This window comes from Pseudomonas sp. NFX1, from assembly GCF_051123555.1.
Taxonomy (GTDB): Bacteria; Pseudomonadota; Gammaproteobacteria; order Pseudomonadales; family Pseudomonadaceae; genus Aquipseudomonas; species Aquipseudomonas capeferrum.
The window spans coordinates 119,638-143,155 of sequence record NZ_CP169366.1; the positions used below are offsets into that span (position 1 = coordinate 119,638).

The 23,518-nt window shown below is 63.7% G+C and carries 23 protein-coding genes; 14 read left to right on the forward strand and 9 right to left on the reverse strand.

All coding sequences use genetic code 11. The features are described from left to right. Positions 1-14: 14 nt before the first annotated feature. From DJ563_RS00590 to DJ563_RS00600, 3 genes are all read left to right on the forward strand, one after another. Positions 15-1,343, forward strand: a complete 1,329-nt coding sequence (locus tag DJ563_RS00590) for an MFS transporter (protein WP_047583229.1) — start codon at positions 15-17, stop codon at positions 1,341-1,343. A gap of 74 nt (positions 1,344-1,417) precedes the next feature. Further along, positions 1,418-2,320, forward strand: a complete 903-nt coding sequence (locus DJ563_RS00595; RefSeq protein WP_434518647.1) for a dihydrodipicolinate synthase family protein — start codon at positions 1,418-1,420, stop codon at positions 2,318-2,320. Positions 2,321-2,322: 2 nt separating this feature from the next. After that, entirely contained in the window at positions 2,323-3,813 is a 1,491-nt protein-coding gene (locus tag DJ563_RS00600; protein ID WP_434518648.1) for an aldehyde dehydrogenase, read from the forward strand. 111 nt (positions 3,814-3,924) lie between these two features. Here the strand turns inward: DJ563_RS00600 and DJ563_RS00605 are convergent, their stop codons facing one another. Continuing rightward, positions 3,925-4,395 carry an RNA methyltransferase gene (locus DJ563_RS00605; RefSeq protein ID WP_033699757.1) on the reverse strand — a complete coding sequence of 157 codons (471 nt, stop codon included), beginning with the start codon at positions 4,393-4,395 and terminating at the stop codon, positions 3,925-3,927. Positions 4,396-4,466: 71 nt separating this feature from the next. After that, positions 4,467-4,838 (reverse strand): YajD family HNH nuclease, encoded by a 372-nt coding sequence (locus DJ563_RS00610; protein ID WP_027594605.1) that lies wholly within the window; start codon positions 4,836-4,838, stop codon positions 4,467-4,469. A gap of 132 nt (positions 4,839-4,970) precedes the next feature. On the opposite strand from DJ563_RS00610, the gene DJ563_RS00615 reads away from it, so the two are divergent. Beyond that, the gene (locus DJ563_RS00615; protein WP_033699755.1) at positions 4,971-5,249 is read left to right on the forward strand and encodes a hypothetical protein; all 279 of its coding nucleotides are present in this window, start codon (positions 4,971-4,973) and stop codon (positions 5,247-5,249) included. Positions 5,250-5,286: 37 nt separating this feature from the next. On the opposite strand, the gene DJ563_RS00620 is transcribed toward DJ563_RS00615, so the two are convergent. Next, positions 5,287-7,329, reverse strand: coding sequence for a S9 family peptidase (locus DJ563_RS00620; protein WP_434518649.1), 2,043 nt, complete (start codon positions 7,327-7,329; stop codon positions 5,287-5,289). Between the two features lie 111 nt (positions 7,330-7,440). Here DJ563_RS00620 and DJ563_RS00625 point away from each other — a divergent pair, with 111 nt between their 5' ends. The 3 genes from DJ563_RS00625 to DJ563_RS00635 are packed head-to-tail and all read left to right on the forward strand — an operon-like array spanning position 7,441 to position 9,254. Beyond that, on the forward strand, positions 7,441-7,935 hold the full coding sequence (locus tag DJ563_RS00625) for a hypothetical protein (RefSeq protein ID WP_033699750.1): 495 nt from the start codon (positions 7,441-7,443) through the stop codon (positions 7,933-7,935). A 14-nt stretch (positions 7,936-7,949) separates the two neighbouring features. Continuing rightward, a complete protein-coding gene (locus tag DJ563_RS00630; RefSeq protein ID WP_434518650.1) occupies positions 7,950-8,723 on the forward strand; it encodes a class II glutamine amidotransferase in 774 nt (257 codons plus the stop codon). Positions 8,724-8,732: 9 nt separating this feature from the next. After that, positions 8,733-9,254, forward strand: a complete 522-nt coding sequence (locus DJ563_RS00635) for a DUF2937 family protein (protein WP_258714035.1) — start codon at positions 8,733-8,735, stop codon at positions 9,252-9,254. 64 nt (positions 9,255-9,318) lie between these two features. On the opposite strand, the gene DJ563_RS00640 is transcribed toward DJ563_RS00635, so the two are convergent. Next, positions 9,319-10,236 carry a LysR family transcriptional regulator gene (locus tag DJ563_RS00640; RefSeq protein ID WP_274099145.1) on the reverse strand — a complete coding sequence of 306 codons (918 nt, stop codon included), beginning with the start codon at positions 10,234-10,236 and terminating at the stop codon, positions 9,319-9,321. 131 nt (positions 10,237-10,367) lie between these two features. On the opposite strand from DJ563_RS00640, the gene DJ563_RS00645 reads away from it, so the two are divergent. Genes DJ563_RS00645 through DJ563_RS00660 form a run of 4 tightly spaced genes read left to right on the forward strand, consistent with a single transcriptional unit; the run spans position 10,368 to position 14,049 of the window. After that, the gene (locus DJ563_RS00645) at positions 10,368-11,654 is read left to right on the forward strand and encodes an MFS transporter (RefSeq protein WP_274099144.1); all 1,287 of its coding nucleotides are present in this window, start codon (positions 10,368-10,370) and stop codon (positions 11,652-11,654) included. Between the two features lie 9 nt (positions 11,655-11,663). Then, positions 11,664-12,443 carry a 5-oxoprolinase subunit PxpA gene (locus DJ563_RS00650; RefSeq protein WP_434518651.1) on the forward strand — a complete coding sequence of 260 codons (780 nt, stop codon included), beginning with the start codon at positions 11,664-11,666 and terminating at the stop codon, positions 12,441-12,443. Beyond that, positions 12,440-13,135 (forward strand): 5-oxoprolinase subunit PxpB, encoded by a 696-nt coding sequence (gene pxpB / locus DJ563_RS00655; RefSeq protein WP_274099142.1) that lies wholly within the window; start codon positions 12,440-12,442, stop codon positions 13,133-13,135. Before DJ563_RS00650 ends, pxpB begins: the two co-directional genes overlap by 4 nt. Beyond that, positions 13,132-14,049 carry a biotin-dependent carboxyltransferase family protein gene (locus DJ563_RS00660; RefSeq protein WP_434518652.1) on the forward strand — a complete coding sequence of 306 codons (918 nt, stop codon included), beginning with the start codon at positions 13,132-13,134 and terminating at the stop codon, positions 14,047-14,049. Before pxpB ends, DJ563_RS00660 begins: the two co-directional genes overlap by 4 nt. 115 nt (positions 14,050-14,164) lie before the next feature. Here the strand turns inward: DJ563_RS00660 and DJ563_RS00665 are convergent, their stop codons facing one another. The 3 genes from DJ563_RS00665 to DJ563_RS00675 all read right to left on the reverse strand — a co-directional run bounded on the left by DJ563_RS00665 (position 14,165) and on the right by DJ563_RS00675 (position 17,420). Next, positions 14,165-15,343 (reverse strand): vWA domain-containing protein, encoded by a 1,179-nt coding sequence (locus DJ563_RS00665; RefSeq protein WP_033699733.1) that lies wholly within the window; start codon positions 15,341-15,343, stop codon positions 14,165-14,167. Positions 15,344-15,355: 12 nt separating this feature from the next. Next, the gene (locus DJ563_RS00670) at positions 15,356-16,201 is read right to left on the reverse strand and encodes an AAA family ATPase (protein ID WP_033699731.1); all 846 of its coding nucleotides are present in this window, start codon (positions 16,199-16,201) and stop codon (positions 15,356-15,358) included. 145 nt (positions 16,202-16,346) lie between these two features. Beyond that, positions 16,347-17,420: a DUF748 domain-containing protein gene (locus DJ563_RS00675; protein ID WP_227696307.1), complete on the reverse strand. Its 1,074-nt coding sequence runs from the start codon at positions 17,418-17,420 to the stop codon at positions 16,347-16,349. Between the two features lie 133 nt (positions 17,421-17,553). On the opposite strand from DJ563_RS00675, the gene cysK reads away from it, so the two are divergent. Further along, on the forward strand, positions 17,554-18,528 hold the full coding sequence (gene cysK / locus DJ563_RS00680; protein WP_033699727.1) for a cysteine synthase A: 975 nt from the start codon (positions 17,554-17,556) through the stop codon (positions 18,526-18,528). Between the two features lie 172 nt (positions 18,529-18,700). Beyond that, a complete protein-coding gene (locus DJ563_RS00685; RefSeq protein WP_047583953.1) occupies positions 18,701-19,636 on the forward strand; it encodes an aspartyl/asparaginyl beta-hydroxylase domain-containing protein in 936 nt (311 codons plus the stop codon). A 548-nt stretch (positions 19,637-20,184) separates the two neighbouring features. Here the strand turns inward: DJ563_RS00685 and DJ563_RS00690 are convergent. Further along, positions 20,185-21,837 carry a cyclic peptide export ABC transporter gene (locus tag DJ563_RS00690; RefSeq protein ID WP_434518653.1) on the reverse strand — a complete coding sequence of 551 codons (1,653 nt, stop codon included), beginning with the start codon at positions 21,835-21,837 and terminating at the stop codon, positions 20,185-20,187. Positions 21,838-21,883: 46 nt separating this feature from the next. After that, positions 21,884-22,336, reverse strand: coding sequence for an azurin (azu, locus tag DJ563_RS00695; RefSeq protein WP_434518654.1), 453 nt, complete (start codon positions 22,334-22,336; stop codon positions 21,884-21,886). Positions 22,337-22,517: 181 nt separating this feature from the next. Between azu and DJ563_RS00700 the strand changes: the two genes are divergently transcribed. After that, positions 22,518-23,501: a TauD/TfdA family dioxygenase gene (locus tag DJ563_RS00700; RefSeq protein ID WP_434518655.1), complete on the forward strand. Its 984-nt coding sequence runs from the start codon at positions 22,518-22,520 to the stop codon at positions 23,499-23,501. The last annotated feature ends 17 nt before the right edge of the window (positions 23,502-23,518 follow it).

The following is a 23,518-nucleotide window of genomic DNA, read 5'->3' on the forward strand; positions in this document are numbered from 1 at the left end:
TGGTAGGAACAATAATGACAAGTCCGAATATTTCGATTGAAGATGTACCGATCAACCGCTTCCACCAGTTGCTGACCCTGCGCTCGGGTGGCGGATCGTTCGTCGATGGCTATGTGTTGAGCATCATTGGCGTGGCCATGGTGCAAATGTCTGCAGGCCTTGGCCTGAACAGCTTCTGGCAGGGCATGATCGCCGCCTCGGCGCTGATCGGCATTTTCTTCGGCGGCTTCTTCGGCGGTTGGTTGACTGACCGCTTTGGCCGCAAACGGGTGTTCTTCGTCGGCCCGACCCTGTTCATCCTGGCCTCGCTTGCGCAGTTTTGGGTGGAGTCGGCGCTGGCGTTATTCCTGCTGCGGTTTGCCATCGGCATCGCAGTGGGCATCGAGTACCCGGTGGCCACTTCGCTGCTGGTGGAGTTCTTGCCGAAGAAGAACCGCGGCCCGCGCCTGGCCACCTTGACCGTGCTGTGGTTCGCCGGTGCCGCTACCGCCTACGTGGTCGGTGAAGCGCTGCTGCGCAACGGAGGCGAGGATGCCTGGCGCCTGGTGCTGGCCAGTGCGGCGGTGATCGGCGCGCTGCTGTTCGTCATGCGCCTGGGCACCCCGGAGTCGCCGCGCTGGTTGATCAGCAAAGGCCGTTCGTCCGAGGCCGAGCAGGTGATCAAGCGCGTCTATGGCGAGGGCTTCTCGCTGCGCAACCTGCCGGAAGAGCCCAAGGCCCGCAAGCTGTCGTTCTTCAGCCTGCTGCACTCCGGCTACGGCAAACGCATGCTGTTCGTCACCATGTTCTGGACTTGCTCGGTGATCCCGGTGTTCGCCGTGTACGCCTTCGCCCCGAAAGTGCTGGGTGCACTGAACCTGAAGGGTGACTGGGCATCGATCGGTTCGGTCGCCATCACCTGCCTGTTCGTGGTGGGTTGCATCGTCGGCACCCGCTTGCTGAACACCATTGGCCGGCGCACCACGCTGCTGCACAGTTTCTTCTGGTCGGGGCTGGCCCTGCTGGGCCTGGCGGCGTTCAGCAACGGCAACGAGATGCTCATCCTGGTGCTGTTCGGGGCCTATGCATTGTTCATTGGCGGTGCCCAGGTACTGCAGTTGGTCTACCCCAACGAACTGTTCCCCACCGAAATCCGCGCTGGCGCCGTTGGCGTGGGCACCTCCATGTCGCGGGTCGGTGCTGCGGTCGGTACCTGGCTGGTCCCCATCGCCCTCGACAACTATGGCATCGGCGCGACCATGTATGCCGCAGCCGCCGTCACCTTTGTCGGCCTGGCCTTCTCCGTCGCCCTGGCCCCGGAAACCCGTTCGCTGAACCTGCAACAAGCAGCTTCGCTCACCTGAACCCATGACAACCGGCCGCAGCGTCGCACCGCTGCGGCCTCTACAACACTGATCAACGCACTGGAGAACCTACCGTGAAATTCGAAGGCATCTACACCCCGGCAATCACTCCGCTGGCTGCGGACGGCTCGATCGACAAGGCGGCGTTCGCCGAAGTGCTCGATTACCTGGTCGAATCGAAAATCCACGGCGTGATCATCGGTGGCTCCACCGGCGAGTACTACGCCCACACCGCGCAAGAGCGTATCGAACTGGCCGCCCAGGCCAAGGACGTGCTCAACGGCCGCCTGCCGCTGGTCATCGGCACCGGCGCGATCCGCACCGAAGACTCGGTGGCGTTCGCCAAGCACGCCAAGGAAATCAAAGCCGATGCGCTGCTGGTGGGCACCCCGCCGTACGCGCTGCCGACCCAGCAGGAAATCGCCCTGCACGTCAAAGCGGTCGACGCTGCCGCCGGCCTGCCGATCATGCTCTACAACTACCCAGGCCGCATGAGCGTGAGCATGGGCGAAGCGTTCTTCGATGCGGTCGCCGAGGTGAAAAACATCGTCGCCATCAAGGAAAGCTCTGGCGACATGGCCCAACTGCACCGCCTGGCCATCCAGCGCCCGAACATCCAGCTGTCGTGCGGCTGGGACGACCAGGCCCTGGAGTTCTTCGCCTGGGGCGCCCAAAGCTGGGTGTGCGCCGGCTCCAACTTCATCCCGCGGGAGCACGTGGCCCTGTTCGAGGCCTGCGTGGTCGAGAAAGACTTCGACAAAGGCCGCCGCATCATGAGCGCCATGATGCCGCTGATGGACTTCCTGGAAGGTGGCAAGTTCGTCCAGTCGATCAAGTACGGCGTGGCCCTGAACGGCCTGAGCACCGGTGGCGTGCGCAAGCCGCTGTCCGAGCTGGACGCTGCCGAGAAGCAGGCACTCGAGCGCGTGGTCACTGAACTCAAGCGCAACATCGCCCAGATCACCGGAGGTGCCTGAAAATGGCTGAATTACTGAGCAAGGCACAGTACGCGGCCATCGCCGCCGACCTGCAACTGCGTACCCAGGCGTTCATCGACGGTGAATTCCGCGATGCTGTCTCGGGCCGCACCTTCGTCACCACCAACCCGGCCACCGGCAAGCAACTGGCCGAAGTCGCCGCCTGCGACGTGCAGGATGTCGACGTTGCCGTGGCAGCAGCCAAGCGCGTGTTCGAAGACGGTTCGTGGTCCAAGCTGCAACCGGGTGAGCGCAAGCACATCCTGCTGAAGTTCGCCCAGTTGCTGGAAGACCACAGCCATGAGCTGGCGGTACTGGAAGCGCTGGACAGCGGCAAGCCGGTCAGTGAATGCCAGAACGTCGACGTACCGGAAACCATCCACACCATCCGCTGGCACGCCGAGCTGATCGACAAGATCTACGACAACACCGCCCCGACCGGCAACGCTGCCGTGACCATGGTGGTGCGTGAAGCCATCGGTGTGGTCGGCCTGGTGCTGCCTTGGAACTTCCCGCTGCTGATGCTGGCCTGGAAGATCGCCCCGTCGCTGGCCGCCGGGTGCTCGATCGTGGTCAAGCCGGCCAAGGAAACCACCCTCAGCGCCCTGCGCGTGGCCGAACTGGCCCACCAGGCTGGGGTACCGGCGGGTGTGTTCAACCTGGTGCCTGGCGGTGGCCGTGAAGTGGGCGAAGCCATCGGCCGCCACATGGACATCCCGATGGTCAGCTTCACCGGCTCCACCGACACCGGCCGCCTGTTCCTGAAATACGCCGCCGAGTCCAACCTCAAGCGCATCGTCCTGGAGCTGGGGGGCAAGAACCCGGCCGTGGTCATGAACGACTGCGAAGACCTGGACGAAGTGGCCCAGTTCGTCACCGCCGGTGCGTTCTGGAACATGGGCGAGAACTGCTCGGCCTCTTCGCGCCTGATCGTGCACAAGGACGTCAAGGACGAACTGCTGACCCTGATTGGCAAGCACTTGAAGGACTGGAAGCTGGGCGACCCGCTCGACCCGGAAAACCGCCTGGGCGCGATGGTCAGCAAATCGCACTTCGAGAAGGTGAAGTCTTACCTGGAATATGCCGCCGAGCAGAAGCTCAACGTGGTGCAGGGCGGTGAGACCGAGCAGGGCGTGTTCGTGCAGCCGACCATCGTGGATGGGGTTACGCCTGACAATCGGTTGTTCGTCGAGGAAATTTTCGGGCCGGTGCTGAGCGTGACGTCGTTCGAGACCATTGACGAAGCGATCGAGCTGGCCAACGACACCGTCTACGGCCTGGCCGCTTCGGCGTACACCGGCAGCCTGCGCAATGCCTTGCGCCTGTCGCGGGAAATCCGCGCGGGGGTGGTGACGGTGAACTGCTTTGGCGAGGGCGATGCGTCGACGCCGTTCGGTGGCTACAAAGAGTCCGGCTTTGGTGGGCGTGACAAGTCCATCTGGGCCCATGACCAGTACACGGAGTTGAAGACCATCTGGATCAACGCTGCGTGAGCTGACTGCAGGACGGTGCTGTTCTGACGGAGCTCAGCACCTGGCCGCTTCTGGTTTTGTCTGTGCCGGCCTCTTCGCGGGGCCGGCATGAGCACCATCAGAAGCGGCTTTTTATTTGAACTTGGGCCCGGAGCGGGTATTCAGGCCTTTGGCCAACCGGTCATACAGCACCACATTCACCGTCGCCGCCAGGTTCATGCAACCTTCGGTCGGGATGTAGATGGTTTCTTCACACCACGCCCGCACGCTGGCATCGAGGCTGCCGTCTTCCGGCCCGAAGATGTAGATGGCGCGATCCGGGTGGGTGTATTCGGGCAGCGGCCGTGCGCCTTCGACCAGCTCCACTGCCACAGGCGTGCAACCCAGCGGGATGATGCGCTGCAGGTCGTCGATGCCGATCAGGGGGATGTCGTAGTGCACACGCTTGGTGTCGGTGACGAAGTCGCGGGCGCGTTCATAGCGCTTGCCGGTGTAGAACACCGAATTGACGCCGTAGCAACCTGCTGCGCGCATCACCGAGCCGACGTTTTCTGCCGACTTGGGGTTGAACAGGCCGATGCAGCTGTATCGTTTGTTTGCCACGTACCGGGGCCCTTCGCGTAAAAAGCGCGATTATACGGGCTCGCCGGTAGCAGCGGGGGGCGAATCGATGTTCAGTCTTTCTTCAGCAGACCCGCCAGCCCGGCAAACGGGTTGTGAGTGGCCTTGGCGATGCTCGGGGTGCTGGTCGAGCCTTCGCTGAAATATTGCTGGTCGGTATAGCGCGAGTGTTCGTTGTCGTGGCAGTACAGGCACAGCAACTCCCAGTTCGAACCGTCCTGCGGGTTGTTGTCGTGGTTGTGGTCACGGTGGTGCACGGTCAGCTCGCTCAGGCGCTTGCCGGCGAACTCGCGGGCGCAGCGGCCACACACATGCGGGTACATCTTCAGGGCCTTGTCGCGGTAGCCCATTTCTTTGTCGCGCTTGGCATCGGCGAGGATGCGGTCGAGGCGCGCGGTGGCGGCGGAAGTAGAGGCCGAGCTCATGGTGTTTCCTTTGTTCTGATCAGGCAAATGACGGTTATGCCACTGAGTCTAGCGCGCTTGCAGGCCAGGCGGACAGGCGAAAGCTGTCATTTAGGCGTAGCCTGTAGAAAGGTTCCCGACAGGAGGTTGCTGATGTTGCATGCGATCCTCGCCGCGTTGCTGCTGGCTGGCTTGCCCATGGCCGAAGCGGCCAGCACGCCCCCCAGGCTCAATACACCCGTGCCCGGTGCGCCTGGCACGCCTACGCCCACGCCTTACCCGCAGATCACCCCAAGTACGCCGCCCAAGGCATACGACAGCCAGCCTGGCGCGCCGCTGTTGCCACCGATGCCGGTGCCGGGGCCGCCTAAAGACCAGCCTTTGCCGGGGTTACGGCCAGAGCCCGCCAAGGTGCCGGTGGAGGAGGACTGAGGGTTTGTGAAAGGGGCGCAGAGCGCCCCAATATTGGTCAGTTCACACCCAGCTCGCCAAACACAAACGCATACTCCAGCGCCACATCCTTGAGCCCTTGGTACCGCCCACTCATGCCGCCATGCCCGGCGCCCATTTCGGTCTTGAGCAGCAGCCGGTTGTCATCGGTCTTGCTTGTGCGCAGGCGGGCCACCCACTTGGCCGCCTCCCAGTACTGCACGCGGCTGTCGTTGTAGCCAGCCACCACCAGCATGGCCGGGTAGGCCTGGGCCTTGACGTTCTCGTACGGGGCGTAGGCCTTGATGCGCTCATACACCTCAGGCTCCTGCGGGTTGCCCCATTCGTCGTACTCGGTGACGGTCAGCGGCAGGTCGGGGTCGAGCATGGTGTTGAGCACGTCGACGAAGGGCACTTCGGCGATCGCGCAGCGGAACAGCTCAGGGCGCAGGTTGAGCACCGCCCCCATCAGCAGCCCGCCGGCGCTGCCGCCACTGATCGCCAGGCGCTCGGGCGAGGTCACGCCTTCGGCGATCAGGTGCTCGGCACAGGCGATGAAGTCGGTGAAGCTGTTCTGCTTGTGTTCCTGCTTGCCGGCCCGGTACCAGGCCTCACCCAGTTCGCCGCCACCGCGCACATGGGCAATGGCGAAGGCCACGCCGCGCTGCAGCAGGCTCAGGCGGGCATGCGAGAACCACGGGTCGAGGCTTTCGCCATAGGCGCCGTAACCATACAAGTACAGCGGCACGGTCTTGCCCAGGTCTTCGCGGCGACGCACCAGGCTGATCGGTACCTGGGTGCCGTCCTGAGCGGTGGCCCACAGGCGCTGGCTGACATAGTCGTCGGCATCGAACACGCCCAGCACCGGGGTTTGCTTGAGCACCACCTGCGCACCGCTGGCCAGCTCCAGCTGGCGCACCTGGGCTGGGCGGTTGAGCGCTTCGTAACGCAGGCGCACGCGGCTGCTGGCGAATTCCAGGCTGTCTTGCACGTAAAGGCTGTAGGCCGCATCCGGCAATTCGACGCGATAGGCTGGCAGGCCCTGCGGGCGCACTTCGATGATCGGCAGGCCACCTTCGCGCAGGCTCAGGGTCAGCGCCCCCGCGTTGAGGCTCAGGCCCTCGAGCATGACGTTGTCGTTGTGCGGCACCAGCAGTTGCCAGCGATCACGGGTCGGGGCCTGGTCGGCCGGGGCGTGGTAGAGGGCGAAGTTGATGCCGTCCTGGTTGCTGCGCACGAACCACTGCCACTGGCCATCGAGCTGGCCGTGGTCGGGGAAGTACTCATGGCCCTCCACCCGCGGCGCCAGGCAGGTGAACGGCAACTGCGGGGTTTGGGCATCGAGTACCCAGGCCTCGCTGGTGGTCTTGCTGTTGAGCAACAGCACCAGCTGGCGTTCGGAGCTTGTGCGGTAGCAATGCAGGAAGAAGCGGCCATCGGGCTCTTCGAACACGGTCGGCGCGTCGCTGCCGCCCAAGGTGTGGCGGCGCAGGCGCCAAGGGCGGTGGGTGTCATCGAGTTCGGCGAAAAACAGCGTCTGGCTGTCATTGGCCCAGGTCAGGCTGCCGTCGCAGTCCTCGAAGGGCAGGGCGGTGACACGGTCGTTGCCCAGGTCCTTGACGTACAGGGTGTAGACCTCGTCGCCGCTGGTGTCGAGGCTGTAGGCCAGCAGGCGATGGTCGGGGCTGACGTTGAAGGCACCCAGCGACAGGAAGCCGCCGTTGGCCAGGGCGTTAGGGTCGAGCAGCAGTTGCTCGCGGCTTTCATCCACCGTGTTGGAGTCGTCGGCCGGGCGCGGGCAGCGGTAATGGCGTGGGTACTCGTCGCCGGCGGTGGTGCGGGTGTAGTACAGGTACGGGCCCCAGGGCGAGGGCAGCGACAGGTCGGTCTCGAGGATGCGGCCCTTGATTTCCTCGAACAGTTGTTCGCGCAGGGGCGCCTGATGGGCCAGGCAGGCCTTCTGGTAGCTGTTTTCGGCCTGCAGGTAGTCGAGCACCTCGGGGGTGTCACGCTGCTGCAGCCAGGCATATGGGTCACTGGATTGGTCTGCGCGGGCAATGGGGGGCTGGGGCTGGGTGGGCATCTGCATTCTCTTGGCTGGGAGGTCGGCGCGGGCCTCCGAACAGCGGAGGGGCGCCTGCGCCCTGAAAAGTGTTTATCATAGGCAACTCTTTGCCTGGCTTGCACGAACACCATGACCGAGAACGACTATACCCTCGCCTGGGGCCTGTACGCCCTTGCCGCCCTGGGCTGCCTGCTGGTGGGCTTCAAGCTCACCGGATGGATGTGGCGCTGGCTGCGCGAACCGCTGCGGGTGATCCTGGCGGTGCTGCTGCTGACCCCGACCGTCGTCGACCCGGTCAAGGACAGCTTTGCCCCGGCGATTGCCATTACCGCCCTGGACGTTGCCTTCAAGGTGGGCAACAACGCCTGGCGGGCGGTTTCCGACTTTGCCATGTACGGCATGATCGCCTTTGCCCTCTACCTGCTCTTCGTGCTGTTGCGCTGGCCGCTGGAAAAGCGCGCCCGTGAGCGTCGCGAGCAAGCCGAGGCAGCCGCCAAGCGCCAGGCCGTCGAGGATGCCGACGTCACGGCCCAGGCCCCCTTGTCGGCCGAACGCCGCGACCGTTACCGCAACGATCCCCCTGCCGCACCTGCTGGCGGCGGCCGGGTCGAGCCTCGTCTGTAACCGGAGACACGCGCATGTGCGAACTGCTGGGCATGAGTGCCAACGTCCCCACCGACATCGTTTTCAGTTTCACCGGCCTGATGCAGCGCGGTGGCCGCACCGGCCCGCACCGTGATGGCTGGGGCATCGGCTTCTATGAGGGGCGCGGCCTGCGCCTGTTCCAGGACCCGGCGGCGAGCAGCGAGTCGGAAGTGGCCAACCTGGTGCAGCGTTACCCGATCAAGAGCGAAGTGGTCATCGGCCACATCCGCCAGGCCAATGTCGGCAGGGTTTGCCTGTCCAACACCCACCCGTTCGTGCGCGAAATGTGGGGCCGCAACTGGTGCTTTGCGCATAACGGTCAATTGGGCGAGTTCAAAGGTGAAGCCACCTTCTACCGGCCTGTGGGTGACACCGACAGCGAAGCGGCCTTCTGCGACCTGCTCAACCGCATTCGTGCGGCGTTCCCAGAGCCGGTCGCCGTGGAACAGCTGCTGCCGGTGCTGGTCGAAGCCTGTGCCGGCTACCGTGGCAAGGGCGTATTCAACTGCATGCTCAGCGATGGCGACTGGCTGTTCTGCTTCTGCTCGACCAAGCTGGTGCACATCACCCGTCGCGCACCCTTTGGCCCTGCAAGGTTGAAGGATGTCGACCTGATCGTCGATTTTCACACCGAAACGACCCCCAATGACGTGGTCACGGTGATTGCTACCGAGGCCCTGACCGAGAACGAGACCTGGCAGCGTTACGCGCCGGGTCAATGGGCACTGTGGCGGCACGGAGAGTGCGTTGCGCAAGGCCAGAGCTAAGGACGCTGCATGTTCAGAAGTTACCTGCGGTTGTTGCTGTTCACGTTCGGCCTGCTGGCCGGTATCCAGGTTCCGGGGCTGATCAACGACTACAGCCAGCGGGTCGAGGCGCACCTGTTCGAGTCGCGCCAGGCGCTTGATGGCTTCAAGCAGACTGCCGAACGTTTCTTCAATGGCGACCTGCAGGCACTGCTGCGGCATTACCGCAGCAGTGACGACCCGGTGTTCAACAGTGATGCCAACAGCATCGAAAGCCTGATGATCCGCAATGAACTGCTGGAAAACGAATGGCAGGCGTTGCAGGGTTCGTGGGCCAGCCGCACCTGGCATGTGCTGGTGCAGCCGGACCCGCAAATGCGTGAAGAAACGCTGAAGGGCTACAGCTACCAGATACTGCTGGTGCCAGAAGCGATTGGCTGGGGCCTTGGTGCCGGGTTTGTGCTGGCCTTCGTGGTCGAGAGCCTGTTGCTTGCGATTGGCTGGGTAATCATGGGCGGGCGGCGCAGGGTGGTGAAGGAAAGCTGGCGCTGAGGTTGCATCGGGCTCTGGCGGTCGCTTGGGGCCTCATGGACACAGCATATCCAATGGCAAGCACCTACGGTGCAACCAGCACAATTCTCTGGGCCCCCACATCCCGCGCATATTGTTCCAGCACCTGCCGGCAAACCCCTACCACCTCATCCACCAATGCCACGCCGGTCTGCCAGGCCACCACCAGTTCCAGGCTCGGGGGGGGTTGCAAGCCCTCCAGCAGCACCAACTCGCCAAGGCCCAGCTCCGCATCCACCAGGGCCGGTGGCAGCGCACCGATCGCGAAGCCGTCACGCAGTAGCCGGGTAATCGCCGCCACCGAGTTCACGCAATTCAAGCGCGGTGTTTGCACCCCGGCGCCCTGCAGCAGGCTGAGTACCTCCTGATGCGGCCGTGAGTTCTTCGAAAAGGTCACGATGCGCTCGCGGCCAAGCTCGGCCAGCGAGGCATAATCGCGCTGCTGGAGCGAGCCTGCGGCGACGATCCAGCCCATCGGGTAGCGCGCCAGGTCCAGGCTGCGGATCGACTGTTCGCGCAACAGGTCGGTCTGCAGGATCACATCGAGAAAGCCTTTTTGCAGCTGCTCGCGCAGGTTCAGCGCGGTATCGGCCACCAGCTCGATCTCCACCTGCGGGTAACGTTCGGTCAACGCGGCCACCAGCGCGCTCATCCAGGTGTGGATCACCGTGTCCATCACGCCGATGCGGATGCGCCCGACCTTGGCCCGGTCGCTGTCCAGCGACTGCTTCATGGCCTTGGCGGTGTCGAGCATACGCTCGGCGTACTCCAGCACCTTGCTGCCCTCTGGGGTCAGGCTGACGCCGCGTGAGTCGCGCAGCAGCAGTTTGACGCCCAGGTCAGCCTCCAGCGCGGCGATGCGGCTGGAGACCGAGGCCTGGGTGGTGAACAGCTTTTCTGCCGTCAGGCGGAAGCTCTTGAGCCGGGCGACCCAGACGAAGGTTTCGAGGAAGCGAAGGTTCATGATCAGTTTTTCTTGTTCCAGACCGGGGGTTTTTCTCGTTGGACGCAAGTCGCGCGGCCTCTGAACAATGATGCCCAGGCCGCGACGCATCTGGTCGCTCCATAAAACAATACCAACAAGCCGAGGCAAGCATGAACCCCACCGGCGTGCAGCAGCAGGTCGCTACACCTCCTTCGACCGGGCCCTTCGCCTGGTATCGCGACATCGACAAACAGCAACGGCGTACTTTCTGGAGCTGCAAGATCGGCTATGGCCTGGACGGCATGGACACGCAGATGCTCAGCTTCGTCATCCCCACGCTGATCCTGATTTGGGGCATCAGCACCGCCGAGGCCGGGCTGATCCACACCAGCACCCTGATCGCCTCGGCTGTCGGCGGCTGGGTCGCCGGCATCCTCTCCGACCGCATCGGCCGTGTTCGCACCCTGCAACTGACGGTGCTGTGGTTCGCGTTCTTCACCTTCCTGTGCGGCTTTGCGCAAAGCTACGAGCAACTGTTGATCGCCCGTACCCTGATGGGCTTTGGCTTTGGCGGCGAATGGACGGCGGGTGCGGTGCTGATCGGTGAAGTGATCCGCGCCGAGCACCGCGGCAAGGCCGTGGGCATGGTGCAGTCGGGCTGGGCGCTCGGCTGGGGCCTGACGGCGATCCTCTATGCCTTGCTGTTCTCCTACCTGCCACCCGAGCAGGCCTGGCGTGCGTTGTTCCTGCTGGGCATCGTGCCGGCCGTGTTCGTGATCTTCGTGCGCCGCCTGGTCAAGGACCCCGAGGTGTACCGCGAGGCCAAGGCCGCTGCAAAGGCCGAGGCGCCGTCGCACTTCTACGAAATTTTCGCCCCTGGCATGCTCTGGACCACCGTACGCGCTTCTTTGCTGACCACCGGTGCGCTGGGCGGCTACTACGCGATCACCTCGTGGCTGCCGACCTTTCTCAAGAACGAACGTGGCCTGAGCGTGCTGGGCACTGGTGGCTACCTGGCGATGGTGATCGTGGGGTCTTACATCGGCTATGTGGTCAGCGCTTATTTGTCTGACCTGCTGGGGCGCAAGAAAAACTTCATCCTGTTCGCCGTGGGCTCGTTCGTCATCGTGCTGCTGTACACGCAGATGCCGGTCAGCGATGGCGTGATGCTGTGGCTGGGCTTCCCGCTGGGTTTCTTTGCCTCGGGCATTTTCAGCGGCATGGGGGCCTTCCTGACCGAATTGTTCCCCACGCGCATCCGCGGCTCGGGGCAGGGCTTTTGCTACAACATCGGCAAGGTCATCGCTGCGCTGTTCCCGTTGCTGATCGGCATGCTCGGCGAGAAGGTGCCGCTGGGGCTGGGTATTGGCGTGTTCTCTGCGGTGTCGTATGGCGTGGTCATTCTGGCGGCGCTCAGCCTGCCGGAAACACGCGGCAAACAACTCCAGGCACGGTAAGGTAGGCCTATGAACATCGACAAGGGAGTCTGTGTGGTGGAACGCCTGCTTCTCAATTGCGACATGGGCGAAAGTTTCGGCAGTTGGCGCATGGGCCTGGACGCCGAGGTGATGCCGTATATCGATTGCGCCAACATCGCCTGCGGCTACCATGCCGGTGACCCCGGCATCATGCGCCGCACGGTGGAAATGGCCCTGGCGCATGGGGTGACCATCGGCGCGCATCCGGCCTACCCGGACCTGGTTGGCTTCGGCCGCCGCGCCATGGCCTGCAGCCAGGACGAAATCCGCGACCTGCTGCACTACCAGATCGGTGCGCTGGACGGCATCTGCAAGGTGCTCGGCGGCCGAGTGGCTTACGTCAAACCCCATGGTGCGCTGTACAACGACATGATGGCCGACCCGCTCAAGTTGCGCGCGGTGCTCGAAGCCGTGGCGGCCTACGACAGCAGCCTGCCGCTGATGCTCATGGCCACCGCCGATAACCGTGCAGCCCAGGCCCTGGGCGACGAAATTGGCGTGCGGCTGTGGTTCGAGGCCTTTGCCGACCGGGCCTACACCGCCAGCGGCCACCTGGTGTCGCGGCGCCTGCCTGGCGCCGTGCATCACGACCCGGCGCTGGTGGTCGAGCAGGCGCTGCGCCTGGCCCGTGGCGAAGCGCTGGTGGCGGACGATGGCAGTGCGCTGCACCTGCAGGCCAGTACCCTGTGCGTGCACGGCGACAACGACAGTTCAGTGGCGGCGGTGCGGCAGATCCGCCAAGCCCTCGATGCGCTGGAGCGGGCATGAAGCTGCGCATTGAAGTGGTCGCCATCGACAGCCTGATGGTGCGCCTGTTCGACACCATCGACGAAGCCAACATGCCGTGGATCCTCGCGGCCTGCCAGCGCTTGCGTGCAGCCTTCGGCGAGCGGTTGATTGAGCTGGTGCCGTCCTACACCACCTTGATGGTGCAGTACGACAGTGCGCCGAGCACGGCGAGGGCGTTGATCGCCCAGGCGCTGGAGGGGTTGCAGCCTGATGCAGGCAACAGTGGTCGGCGCCATGAGATTGCGGTGTGGTACCACGCCAGTGTCGGCCCCGAGCTGCCTGCCTTGGCCAGCCGAAGCGGGCTGACCGAGGCCGAAGTGGTTCGCTTGCACACCGGGCGCGAGTACCCGGTTTTCGCCCTGGGCTTTGCGCCGGGCTTCGGCTTCATGGGGTTGGTGGACGAACGCCTGGCCACGCCGCGCCTGAGCACCCCTCGCAAGCGCGTGACAGCTGGCAGTGTGGGCATTGCCGAGCGCCAGACCGCCGCTTACCCGGCGGTATCGCCAGGCGGCTGGAACCTGATCGGGCGCACCCCGGTGCGCCTGTTCGACCGTGAGCGTGAGGGCTACAGCCTGTTGCAACCGGGCGACCGGGTACGCTTCGTGGCGGTTACCCACGCCGAGTTCATGGCGTTGGGCGGAGATGACAGCCCGCTGGAGGCACAGGCATGACGCAGTTGAAGATCGAAGCCAGCACCGCGCTGTGCCAGTTGCAGGATGCCGGGCGCTTTGGCGTGCGTCACCTGGGCGTGACCCAAGGTGGGGCGCTGGACTGGGTGGCGATGCACTGGGCCAACTGGCTGCTGGGCAATCCGCTGGGTGCGCCGGTGATCGAGGTGGCGCTGGGTGGTTTCAGCGTGGTGGCTGAGGAGGATTGCGTACTGGCGCTGGCCGGTGCCGACCTGGATGCGCGGGTTGGCGATCAGCCCTTGGCGCCCTGGCGCAGTTTTGCCTTGGCCAAAGGTCAGCGGTTGACCCTCAAGCAACCGAAGCAGGGTGCGCGCGCTTATCTTGCGGCGCCGGGCGGCTTCCAGGCCGAGGGGGTGCTGGGCAGTTGCGCCACTGTTGTACGTGAAGCGCTGGGCGGCATCGATGGGCGAGGGGAGGCGCTGAGTAAAGGGCAGGTGTTGGCATTTGCTGGTTCAGCAGCGGCCTTGCGTGAAGTGCCTGGAGCGTTGCGACCGGTCTACTCGGCAAAGCCTGTACTCGACCTGGTGATGGGCGCGCAGATCGGGGATTTCAGCGGTACCAGTTTGTTCGAGGCGTTCAACAGTGACTGGACCCTGGACAGCCGGGCGGACCGCATGGGGATCCGGTTGCTCGGGCCGCAGTTGGTTTACCAGGGCGCGCCGATGATTTCCGAAGGCATTCCGCTGGGCGCGGTGCAGGTGCCGCCCGACGGGCAGCCGATCGTATTGCTCAATGACCGGCAGACCATTGGCGGTTATCCGCGGCTGGGGGCGTTGACGCCGTTGGCGTTGGCGCAGCTGGCGCAGTGCATGCCGGGGGCGGCGGTGCGGTTCAGGGCAGTGGTACAGGAGGAGGCTTGGCGGGAGCAGCAGTCTTGCCTGGGGCACTGGCGGTAAATCTACCGGCCTCTTCGCGGGGCAAGCCCGCTCCCACTGGGTACTTCACCGTCCTCAGAACAGTGAGCACCTGTGGGGGCGGGCTTGCCCCGCGAAGAGGCCGGTACAGGCAGCTTTACTTGGACAGGTACCGCATCCCATCCTCCAACCCTTGCAGGGTCAGCGGATACATCTTGTCCTCGATCAGATCCCGCACCAAATGCGTGGACGCGGTGTAGTCCCACGCCTGCTTCGGATAAGGGTTGATCCAGATGATCTTCTTGAATTTCTCCATGAAGCGTTGCATCCACACATACCCAGCTTCTTCGTTCCAGTGCTCCACGCTGCCACCCGGCTGGGTGATCTCGTAGGGCGCCATGGCCGCATCGCCGACGAACACCACCTTGTAGTCATCGCCATACTTGTGCAGCAGGTCGAAGGTGGAGAAGCGCTCCGACGTACGCCGCAGGTTGTTCTTCCACACCGACTCATACACGAAGTTATGGAAGTAGTAATACTCCAGGTGCTTGAACTCGGTCTTGCAGGCCGAAAACAGCTCTTCGCAGACTTTGACGTGGGCATCCATCGAGCCGCCGATGTCGAACAGCAACAGCAGCTTCACGGTGTTGCGCCGCTCCGGGCGCATCTGGATGTTCAGCAGCCCGGCGTCGCGGGCGGTGTGGTCGATGGTGCCGTCGATATCCAGCTCTTCGGCCGCGCCTTCCCGGGCGAACTTGCGCAGCCGGCGCAGGGCCAGCTTGATGTTGCGCGTGCCCAGCTCGACCTGGTCGTCGAGGTTCTTGTACTCGCGCTGGTCCCACACTTTGACCGCCTTGCCCTGGCGCTGGCCGGCTTCGCCCACGCGGATGCCTTCGGGGTTGAAACCGCCCGAGCCGAACGGGCTGGTGCCGCCGGTGCCGATCCACTTGTTGCCGCCGGCGTGGCGTTCCTTTTGCTCTTCGAGGCGCTTCTTGAACTCTTCGATCAGCTTGTCCAGGCCACCCAGGGACTGGATCTGTGCACGCTCCTCATCCGTCAGCGAACGCTCGAACTCCTTGCGTAGCCAGTCTTCGGGGATCAGCGCTTCGAGGTGGCGGTCGAGGTTTTCCAGGCCTTTGAAGTAGGCGGAAAAGGCCCGGTCGAACTTGTCGAAATGGCGCTCGTCCTTCACCAGGATGGCCCGCGCCAGGTAGTAGAACTCGTCCATGTCGGCGAACACCACGCGTTGCTGCAGGGCGTTCAGCAGGTCGAGCAGTTCGCGTACCGACACCGGCACCTTGGCCGCGCGCATTTCGTTGAACAGGTTGAGCAGCATGACCGGCTCCTGTCAGCGGTTGCCGCGCCGGCTCATGAAGGCCAGGCGCTCGAGCAGCTGCACGTCCTGCTCGTTCTTCACCAGGGCGCCTGCCAGCGGCGGGATGGCTTTGGTTGGGTCACGCTCGCGCAGTACCGCTTCGCCGATGTTGTCGGCCATCAGCAGCTTGAGCCAGTCGACCAGCTCGGAGGTGGAGGGCTTTTTCTTCAGGCCCGGCACCTTGCGCACGTCGAAGAACACGTCCAGCGCCTCGCTGACCAGCGATTGCTTGATGTTCGGGTAGTGCACGTCGACGATCTGTTGCAGCGTAGTGCGGTCGGGGAAGGCGATGTAGTGGAAGAAGCAGCGGCGCAGGAAGGCGTCCGGCAGTTCTTTTTCGTTGTTCGAGGTGATGATGATGATCGGGCGTTGCTTCGCCTTGATGGTCTCGTCTGTTTCGTAGACGTAGAACTCCATCTTGTCGAGCTCTTGCAACAGGTCGTTGGGGAACTCGATGTCGGCCTTGTCGATTTCGTCGATCAGCAGAATCACCCGCTCTTCAGCCTCGAAAGCCTCCCAGAGCTTGCCCTTTTTCAGGTAGTTGCGCACATCGTGGACTTTTTCGGTACCCAGCTGCGAGTCGCGCAGGCGGCTGACCGCATCGTATTCGTAGAGGCCCTGGTGGGCCTTGGTGGTGGATTTGATGTGCCAGGTGATCAGGCGGGCGCCGAAGGAGGCGGCGAGCTGCTCGGCGAGCATGGTCTTGCCGGTGCCCGGCTCGCCTTTGACCAGCAGCGGGCGTTCGAGGGTGATGGCCGCGTTTACCGCCAGTTTCAGGTCGTCTGTGGCGACGTAGTCGCGGGTGCCTTCGAACTTCATGGGAGTGTCCTCTGCGGGGTGCCTGGGCCGGCCCTTTGCGGGGCAGGCAACACATGTTTATCGTTTGTCAGCGACTATACCCCGGCCCCAGACGCCTGCAAACGCAGACCGGGTATTCAGTCCCTGAATGCCCCGTCACGCGCTTTCAGTCAGGCTTGGGCGCAGGCTGCTCATAGCGGGCATTGAATGCCTGGACAAAGCCGTTGCGCAGTATCTGCAAGACAGCCTCGAAAGCGCTGACATCCTGCTTGTGCACGCTGCCACTAAGCTCTACGCGGGTGGCGAATTGGTTTTTCGGCTGGTTCTTCAGCACGGTTTCAGTCGCCCCCACCAATGCCTCCCACACCGAGCGGAAGAAGCCCTTGTCTTTGTCCTGCACATCCTGCTGCCAGTTGAACACATCGACATCGCGCAGCAGCGGCTTGATATAGCCATTGAGCCGCCCGTTCTCGGCCTGCGCTTCGATCACCAGGTCGCCGTGCCCGGCATTGAAATCGAACTTGCCATAGGCACTGGCGAAGTCATTGAGTTGGCGCAGCTGTATGCCGGTGGCACGCAGGCGGAACTCGAAGTCGTCGAAGTCGCTGAAGGGGTCGAACGTGGCGCGGCTCTCGACCTTGGCATCGCCAAATAACAGGGCATGGGCGTCGAAACTGGCGTCGCGCCGGCCTTTCTCATTGCGCACGTTGGTCAGGTTGCGAATGCGCGCGTCGAGCTGGGTGGCCTTGAGGTCGACCGGCGGCTTGGAGGTGAAGTTGCGAAAGGTCAGCACGCCATCTTGAATGCGTACTTCGTTGAGGGTGATGGGCAGCAGTTTTTCCAGCTGCTGGCGCCAGTCGGTGCCCTGGCCAGTCTGCGAAGACTGCTTGCTGCCGCCATCGACGAAGTTCAGCTCGGGCCGCACGAAGGTCACCTCGGCCACCACGGCGCGGTCGTACCACAGTGCATGCCAGCTGACCGAGAGGTCGATCAACGGCGCGTCGAGCAGCGGCACCGGGACCTTGCCGGTGGTCTTGACGATTTTCAGGCCGTTGATCTGGTACGCGCCGCGCCACCAGGCCAGGTCCACGTCAACGACCTGGCCGCGGTAGTCGCCCATGTCGGCCAGTTTGTCGTTGAGGTAGTCGCGCACCAGGTAGGGCAGGGCCAGGTGCAGGGCGACCAGCAGCACGACCAGGCTGGCCAGGCCGACCAGCGGCCAGCGATAGCGACCTTTCATTGTCGGCTCTCCAAGGCAGGATGTGTGGTTGACCGCAGGCGCCGCTCGGGAGTTCGAACAGGCTTTACGGGCCAACGGGGCAGGCTTACCCTTGAAGTCTTTCCCTGCTTCTTCACGTTCAAGGACCCCTGCCATGAGCCGTATCTACGCAGACAACGCCCACTCCATCGGCAACACGCCGCTGGTACAGATCAACCGCATCGCCCCGCGCGGGGTCACCATCCTGGCCAAGATCGAAGGGCGCAACCCGGGCTACTCGGTCAAATGCCGGATCGGCGCGAACATGGTCTGGGACGCCGAGAGCAGCGGCAAGCTCAAGCCCGGCATGACCATCGTCGAGCCCACCTCGGGCAACACCGGCATTGGCCTGGCATTCGTCGCCGCCGCCCGAGGCTACAAGCTGATCCTGACCATGCCGGCCTCGATGAGCCTGGAGCGGCGCAAGGTGCTCAAGGCGCTGGGCGCCGAGCTGGTGCTGACCGAGCCGGCCAAGGGCATGAAGGGCGCGATCGAGAAGGCCAACGAAATCGTCGCCTCCGACCCGGCCCAGTACTTCCTGCCAGGCCAGTTCGAAAACCCGGCCAACCCGGCGATCCATGAAAAAACCACCGGCCCCGAGATCTGGAACGACACCGACGGCGCGGTCGATGTGCTGGTGGCGGGTGTGGGTACGGGCGGTACCATCACTGGCGTGTCGCGCTACATCAAGCACACCCAAGGCAAGTCGATTTTGTCGGTGGCGGTGGAGCCGCTGGCCTCGCCGCTGATCAGCCAGACCCTGGCCGGTGAAGAACTCAAGCCCAGCCCGCACAAGATCCAGGGCATTGGCGCAGGCTTCGTGCCGAAAAACCTCGACCTCTCCATCGTCGACCAGGTCGAGACGGTGACCGACGAAGAGTCCAAGGCCATGGCTATCCGCCTGATGCAGGAGGAGGGCATTCTGTGCGGTATTTCCTGTGGCGCAGCAATGGCGGCAGCGGTGCGCCTGGCTGAAAAACCGGAGATGCAGGGTAAGACCATCGTCGTAATTTTGCCCGACTCGGGCGAGCGTTACCTGTCGAGCATGTTGTTCAGCGACCTGTTCAGCGAGCAGGAAAACCAGCAGTAAACACCCCGTCCGCTGACCAGGCGCAACACTCGGTGATCCGGTTTATTGCAAAATCTTCATGACTCAGATCCCGCCCAGGTTGTTTGTACCGGGGCGGGATGGGTTTATGATGGCCGGATGATTTTTTTGGGAGCAGGCAGCGCAGGCCTGTTTCCTTTCCAAGGAGTGTTGCATGACCTTTTCCTTTGCAGCCAAGGCGGGTGTCCTGCTGGTGTTTTTCGGCAGCGTGCTCTTCGTGCACCTGCGCGGCAAGGCGCGCCTGCCGGTGCTGCGCCAGTTCGTCAACCATTCGGCGCTGTTCGCCCCGTATAACGCCCTGATGTACCTGTTCTCCGGCGTGCCGTCCAAGCCTTACCTGGACCGCCAGCGTTTCCCCGAGCTGGATGTGCTGAAGGACAACTGGCAGGACATCCGCGAAGAGGCCATGCGCCTGTTCGACGAGGGCTATATTCGCGCTGCTGAAAAAGACAACGACGCAGGCTTCGGCTCGTTCTTCAAGAAGGGCTGGAAGCGCTTCTACCTGAAGTGGTACGACAAACCGCTGCCATCGGCCGAAGCCCTGTGCCCGCGCACCGTCGAGCTGGTCAGCAGCATCCCCAACGTCAAGGGCGCGATGTTCGCCTTGTTGCCGGGCGGCAGCCACCTGAACCCGCACCGCGATCCGTTCGCCGGCTCCTTGCGCTATCACCTGGGCTTGGCCACACCTAACTCCGATGCTTGCCGCATCTACGTCGACGGTGAGGAATACGCCTGGCGTGACGGTGAGGATGTGATGTTCGACGAAACCTACGTGCACTGGGTCAAGAACGAAACCGACGTCACCCGCGTGATCCTGTTCTGCGACATCGAGCGCCCGCTGAGCAGCCCGCTGATGACCCGCATCAACCGCCAGGTCAGTGCCTTCCTCGGCCGCGCCACCGCGCCGCAGAACACCGACGACGAGCGCGTGGGTGGGATCAACCAGGCGTATGCCTGGAGCAAGCGCTTCAGCAACAAGATCAGTGGCCATGTGAAGCAGTTCAAGCGCGCCAACCCCAAGGCCTACCGCATTTTGCGGCCGGTGTTGGCGGTGGTGGTGGCGTATCTGTTGTATCGCTGGTTGTTCTGATTTCTACTCGCATGCAGCGCCAGGGGGGCCTGGCGCTTGCGGGGGCGTGATCAGCAAAGCCCTTGTAATGCACCATCAGTGCGAATATAGAGGGTTGCCAGTTGGCGGACTGACGGGCTTTTCGCGAAATGTTGTGGACGGATGGCTGCGATGTATTCGTCGGGCGATAGGGTGAAGGCAACTATGTGCCTGTCTTTAGTTTTGCAGGGGTGCCTATATCGAGCGCCGCCCGCGCGGCGCATCGCGAGCAAGCTCGCTCCTACATCCGTTTCGGGCCAATTAATCCTGAAGCCACCGCGCGCGACCCCTTGGTGCCCGCCTCATTTTCGAGTCGAAAAAACAAGGCGGTCGCGCGCGGTGGCACAGGCGTAACTGGCCCGAAACGGATGTAGGAGCGAGCTTGCTCGCGATGCGCCGCGCGGGCGGCGCTCGATCTTCCCGGCGCTATAAATACCAAGACAAGCCCTTTGCTGCCCCCATGCATTCTCAGCGCGCACAAAAAAGGCGGTCATTATCCTGACCGCCCCTCAAGCCCTCACAACGCTATCTCACGCCGGCTCCAGCGCCTCAACCACCTTCCCGCGGCTAAGGTGCACCACCTTGTCCGCCGTATCGAAGTACCGGTCATCATGCGAAATCACGATGATGGTCTTGCCCAGCCGCTTCAGGTCCGGCAGCAGCTCGGTATAGAACACCCGGCGGAAGGTCGGGTCCTGGTCGGCCGCCCATTCGTCGAACACCAGCACCGGCCGGCCATCCAGCCATGCATTGACCAGGGCCAGGCGCTTGCGCTGCCCGGTCGACAGGTCGGTGGTGGTAAACGCGCCATCGCGCACGCTGACCTTGTGCGCAATCTCCAGCCGCTCCAGGTAGCGCGTGGCATCACTCGGCAGGCTGTGCTCGTGCTCGGGCAGGTCTTCGAACAGGTAGTAATCGGCGAACACGGTGGTGAACAGCTGGCGATAATCGTCCAGCTCTTCCGGCCCGACTGCCACGCCGTTCAGGCGCACTTCGCCGCGCTGCGGGGTATACAGGCCCAGCAGCAGCTTGATCAGCGAGGTCTTGCCGCAGCCGTTCTCACCGACGATGAACAGGATCTCGCCCGGCTCGATGCTCAGGTTTACCGGCCCCACGCGAAACGGCTCTTTGCCGTCCACCGGTGGGTAGGCGTATTCGACATTGTGCAGCTCCAGGTGGGCGCTGCCCGGGGCGCTGCGTTTGACCGGCTGGTCCAGCAGCAGGTGCGGTTCGGGCGAGGAGAAGCGCTCGGACAGGTCGGCGATGCGGCGGAACGCCACCTGGGCGCGGCCGAGAATCGGCAGGTTGCCGATCAGCGTCTCCAGCGGGCCTTTCATGTACAGCAGCACCAGCACGAAGCCGCTCATCACCGCTGGGTCGTTGCTCGGCCACAGCGATTGCAGGGCCAGGGTCAAGCCGATGACCACGAAGAACAGCATCGAACCCAGGCTCTTCGCTGCCACGAAAATGTTGATGGAGCGGATGTGGGTGTTGGCGATGAAGTCCGCCGTGCCCTGAATATTGCGGGTCAGCATGGCGTGGCGGCGGCGGCGGTCGATGCGCAGCTCCTTGGCGCCTTCGGCGATCGCCGAGTAGTGCTTTTGCAGGTTGTCCTCGGCGTCGCGGGCGGCGTTGAAGCCGGCCACGCCTTTTTGCCGGGCGACGTACTGAATCGCGCTGCCAATGCCGATCGCCACCAGGGTGATGAGGAAGATCGGCCACGACAGCCAGGCCAGGTAGGCCATGCAGCCGATCACGGTGGTGAGTGAGATCGCCAGCGGCGCGAAGGCGAAGGCGAAGTCGCTGATGGTGTCGACGTCGCGGGTCAGCACCGGGATCAGGCGGTGGGTGCGGTAGCGCTCGATCTGCTCGATGGGCGCAGACAGCACCTTGGCGCCCAGGTCTTTGCGCAGCCGGGCAATGACCTTCTGGCCGACGTAGTTGGTGCCGCTGTCGGCGGCCACGCTGCTCACCAGTGCCAGCACGCACAGGCCGGCGAAGGCCAGGATCACACTCTGGCTCATGCCGTCGGCGGCATGCAGGCCCTGGTTGACGGTGGCCAGCAGCGCGGTCACGGCCAAGCCGCCGACCATGCCCAGCAGCACCGAGACGATGACCGCCGGGCGGTAGGGTTTCAGCAGGCCCAGCAATTCGCGGATGGCCCCGGGGGAAGACGTTTTCATGAAGCGCGATCTCGGTGATGGAGTGGGGGTGGGCGGCGCAGCGGGGTCAGCTCCCGAGGGCCAGGGTGCCCTTCATCAAGGTGCTGTGGAACGGGAACGAGCAGTAGAAGCTGTAGGCGGTCCCGGCCTTCAACGACCGGGTGTCGAGGATGACGCTGTCTGTTTCACCGCCGCCGATCAGGCGGGTATGGGCGAGCACCCGGGTGTCGCCTGGCTTCACGTAATCCTGTGCCTCACCGGCCTTCAGGCCATCGTCCAGCACGCCTTGCATGTCTGCCTGGGTGCTCAGTACCCAGTTGTGGCCCATGACGTTCTTGGGCATCTGGCCGGGGTGGGCGAGGGTGACGGTGAACGACGTGCAGGCCTTGGGTACGGTGATTTCGACCTTGTCGAAGGTCATCTGGTCGGTGCCGTGGATCTCTACGGCGCAGTCCTCGGCCGACCAGGCCACGGCAGGGGCCGCGGCAAGCAGGGCGAGGAGCAGAAGCTGGCGAGTCATGTAAGGTTCCTGGACGATAAAAGGGTGCACATCGTTCAGACGAACCGGCGCGCGTTCGCTTTACCTTGTGAGTGGGGACGGGTGAATTTCTGCCGGGCACGCTCGTTCATCTAGTCAGGCGCCCTGATGGCGCAGCATCCGATTTCGCCGCCATGGCGGCCCTGGCTTGAGGTGACGGTACATGAGTGAATTGCTGAGCTTTGCGATCGAACCCCTGGACGCCGCCCGCGGCGACCTGCCGCTGCTGGTGCGCGCGCCAGAGCCCGGCATCGACCTGCTCGACGCGTTCGAAGAACTGAAGCCGCTGGTGGAACGCCACCTGCTGCATGCGGGCGGCATCCTGTTCAGGGGCTTCCAGGTGGGTGGGGCCGAGGCTTTCCGCCAGTTCGCTGCCGCCTTCGGCCACCCGCTGCTCAACTACGAGTTCGGCTCCACGCCGCGCAGCAACGTGACCAAAGGGGTGTACACCTCGACCGAATACCCGGCGCACCAGAGCATCCCCTTGCACAACGAACAGGCCTATACCCTCGAGTGGCCGATGAAGATCTGGTTCTACAGCGTGATCCCTGCCGAGACCGGGGGCGAGACGCCGATTGCCGACAGCCGCGAGGTCTACCGGCGGATGCCGGCGCGTATTCGCGAGCGGCTGGTCGAGAAGGGGCTGATGTATGTGCGCAACTACGGTAATGGCCTGGATGTGGAGTGGTCGCAGGTGTTCAACACCGAAGACCCACGCCAGGTCGAGGCGTACTGCCGGGCGCATGCCATTGAATGCATCTGGAAGGAAGATGGCGAACTGCGCACCCGGCAGCGCTGCCAGGTGGTGGCGCACCATCCGGTGACGGGGGAGGACGTTTGGTTCAACCAGGCGCACCTGTTCCATGTCTCGAACCTGCAGCCGGAGGTGCGTGAGTCGCTGATGGACATTGTCGAGGAGGAGGACCTGCCGCGGAATGTGTATTACGGCGATGGTTCGACCATCGAGGATTCGCTGCTCGATGAAGTGCGTGGGGTGCTGGATGAGTGCACGGTCAGTTTTCCTTGGCTGGAGAATGATGTGCTGATGCTCGACAACATGCTTGCGGCCCATGCGCGGTCGCCGTTTACCGGGAAGCGCAAGGTGGTGGTGGCGATGGCGGAGGGGTATTCGCAGGTTTTGCGTTGATTGGTTTTTTTGGGGGG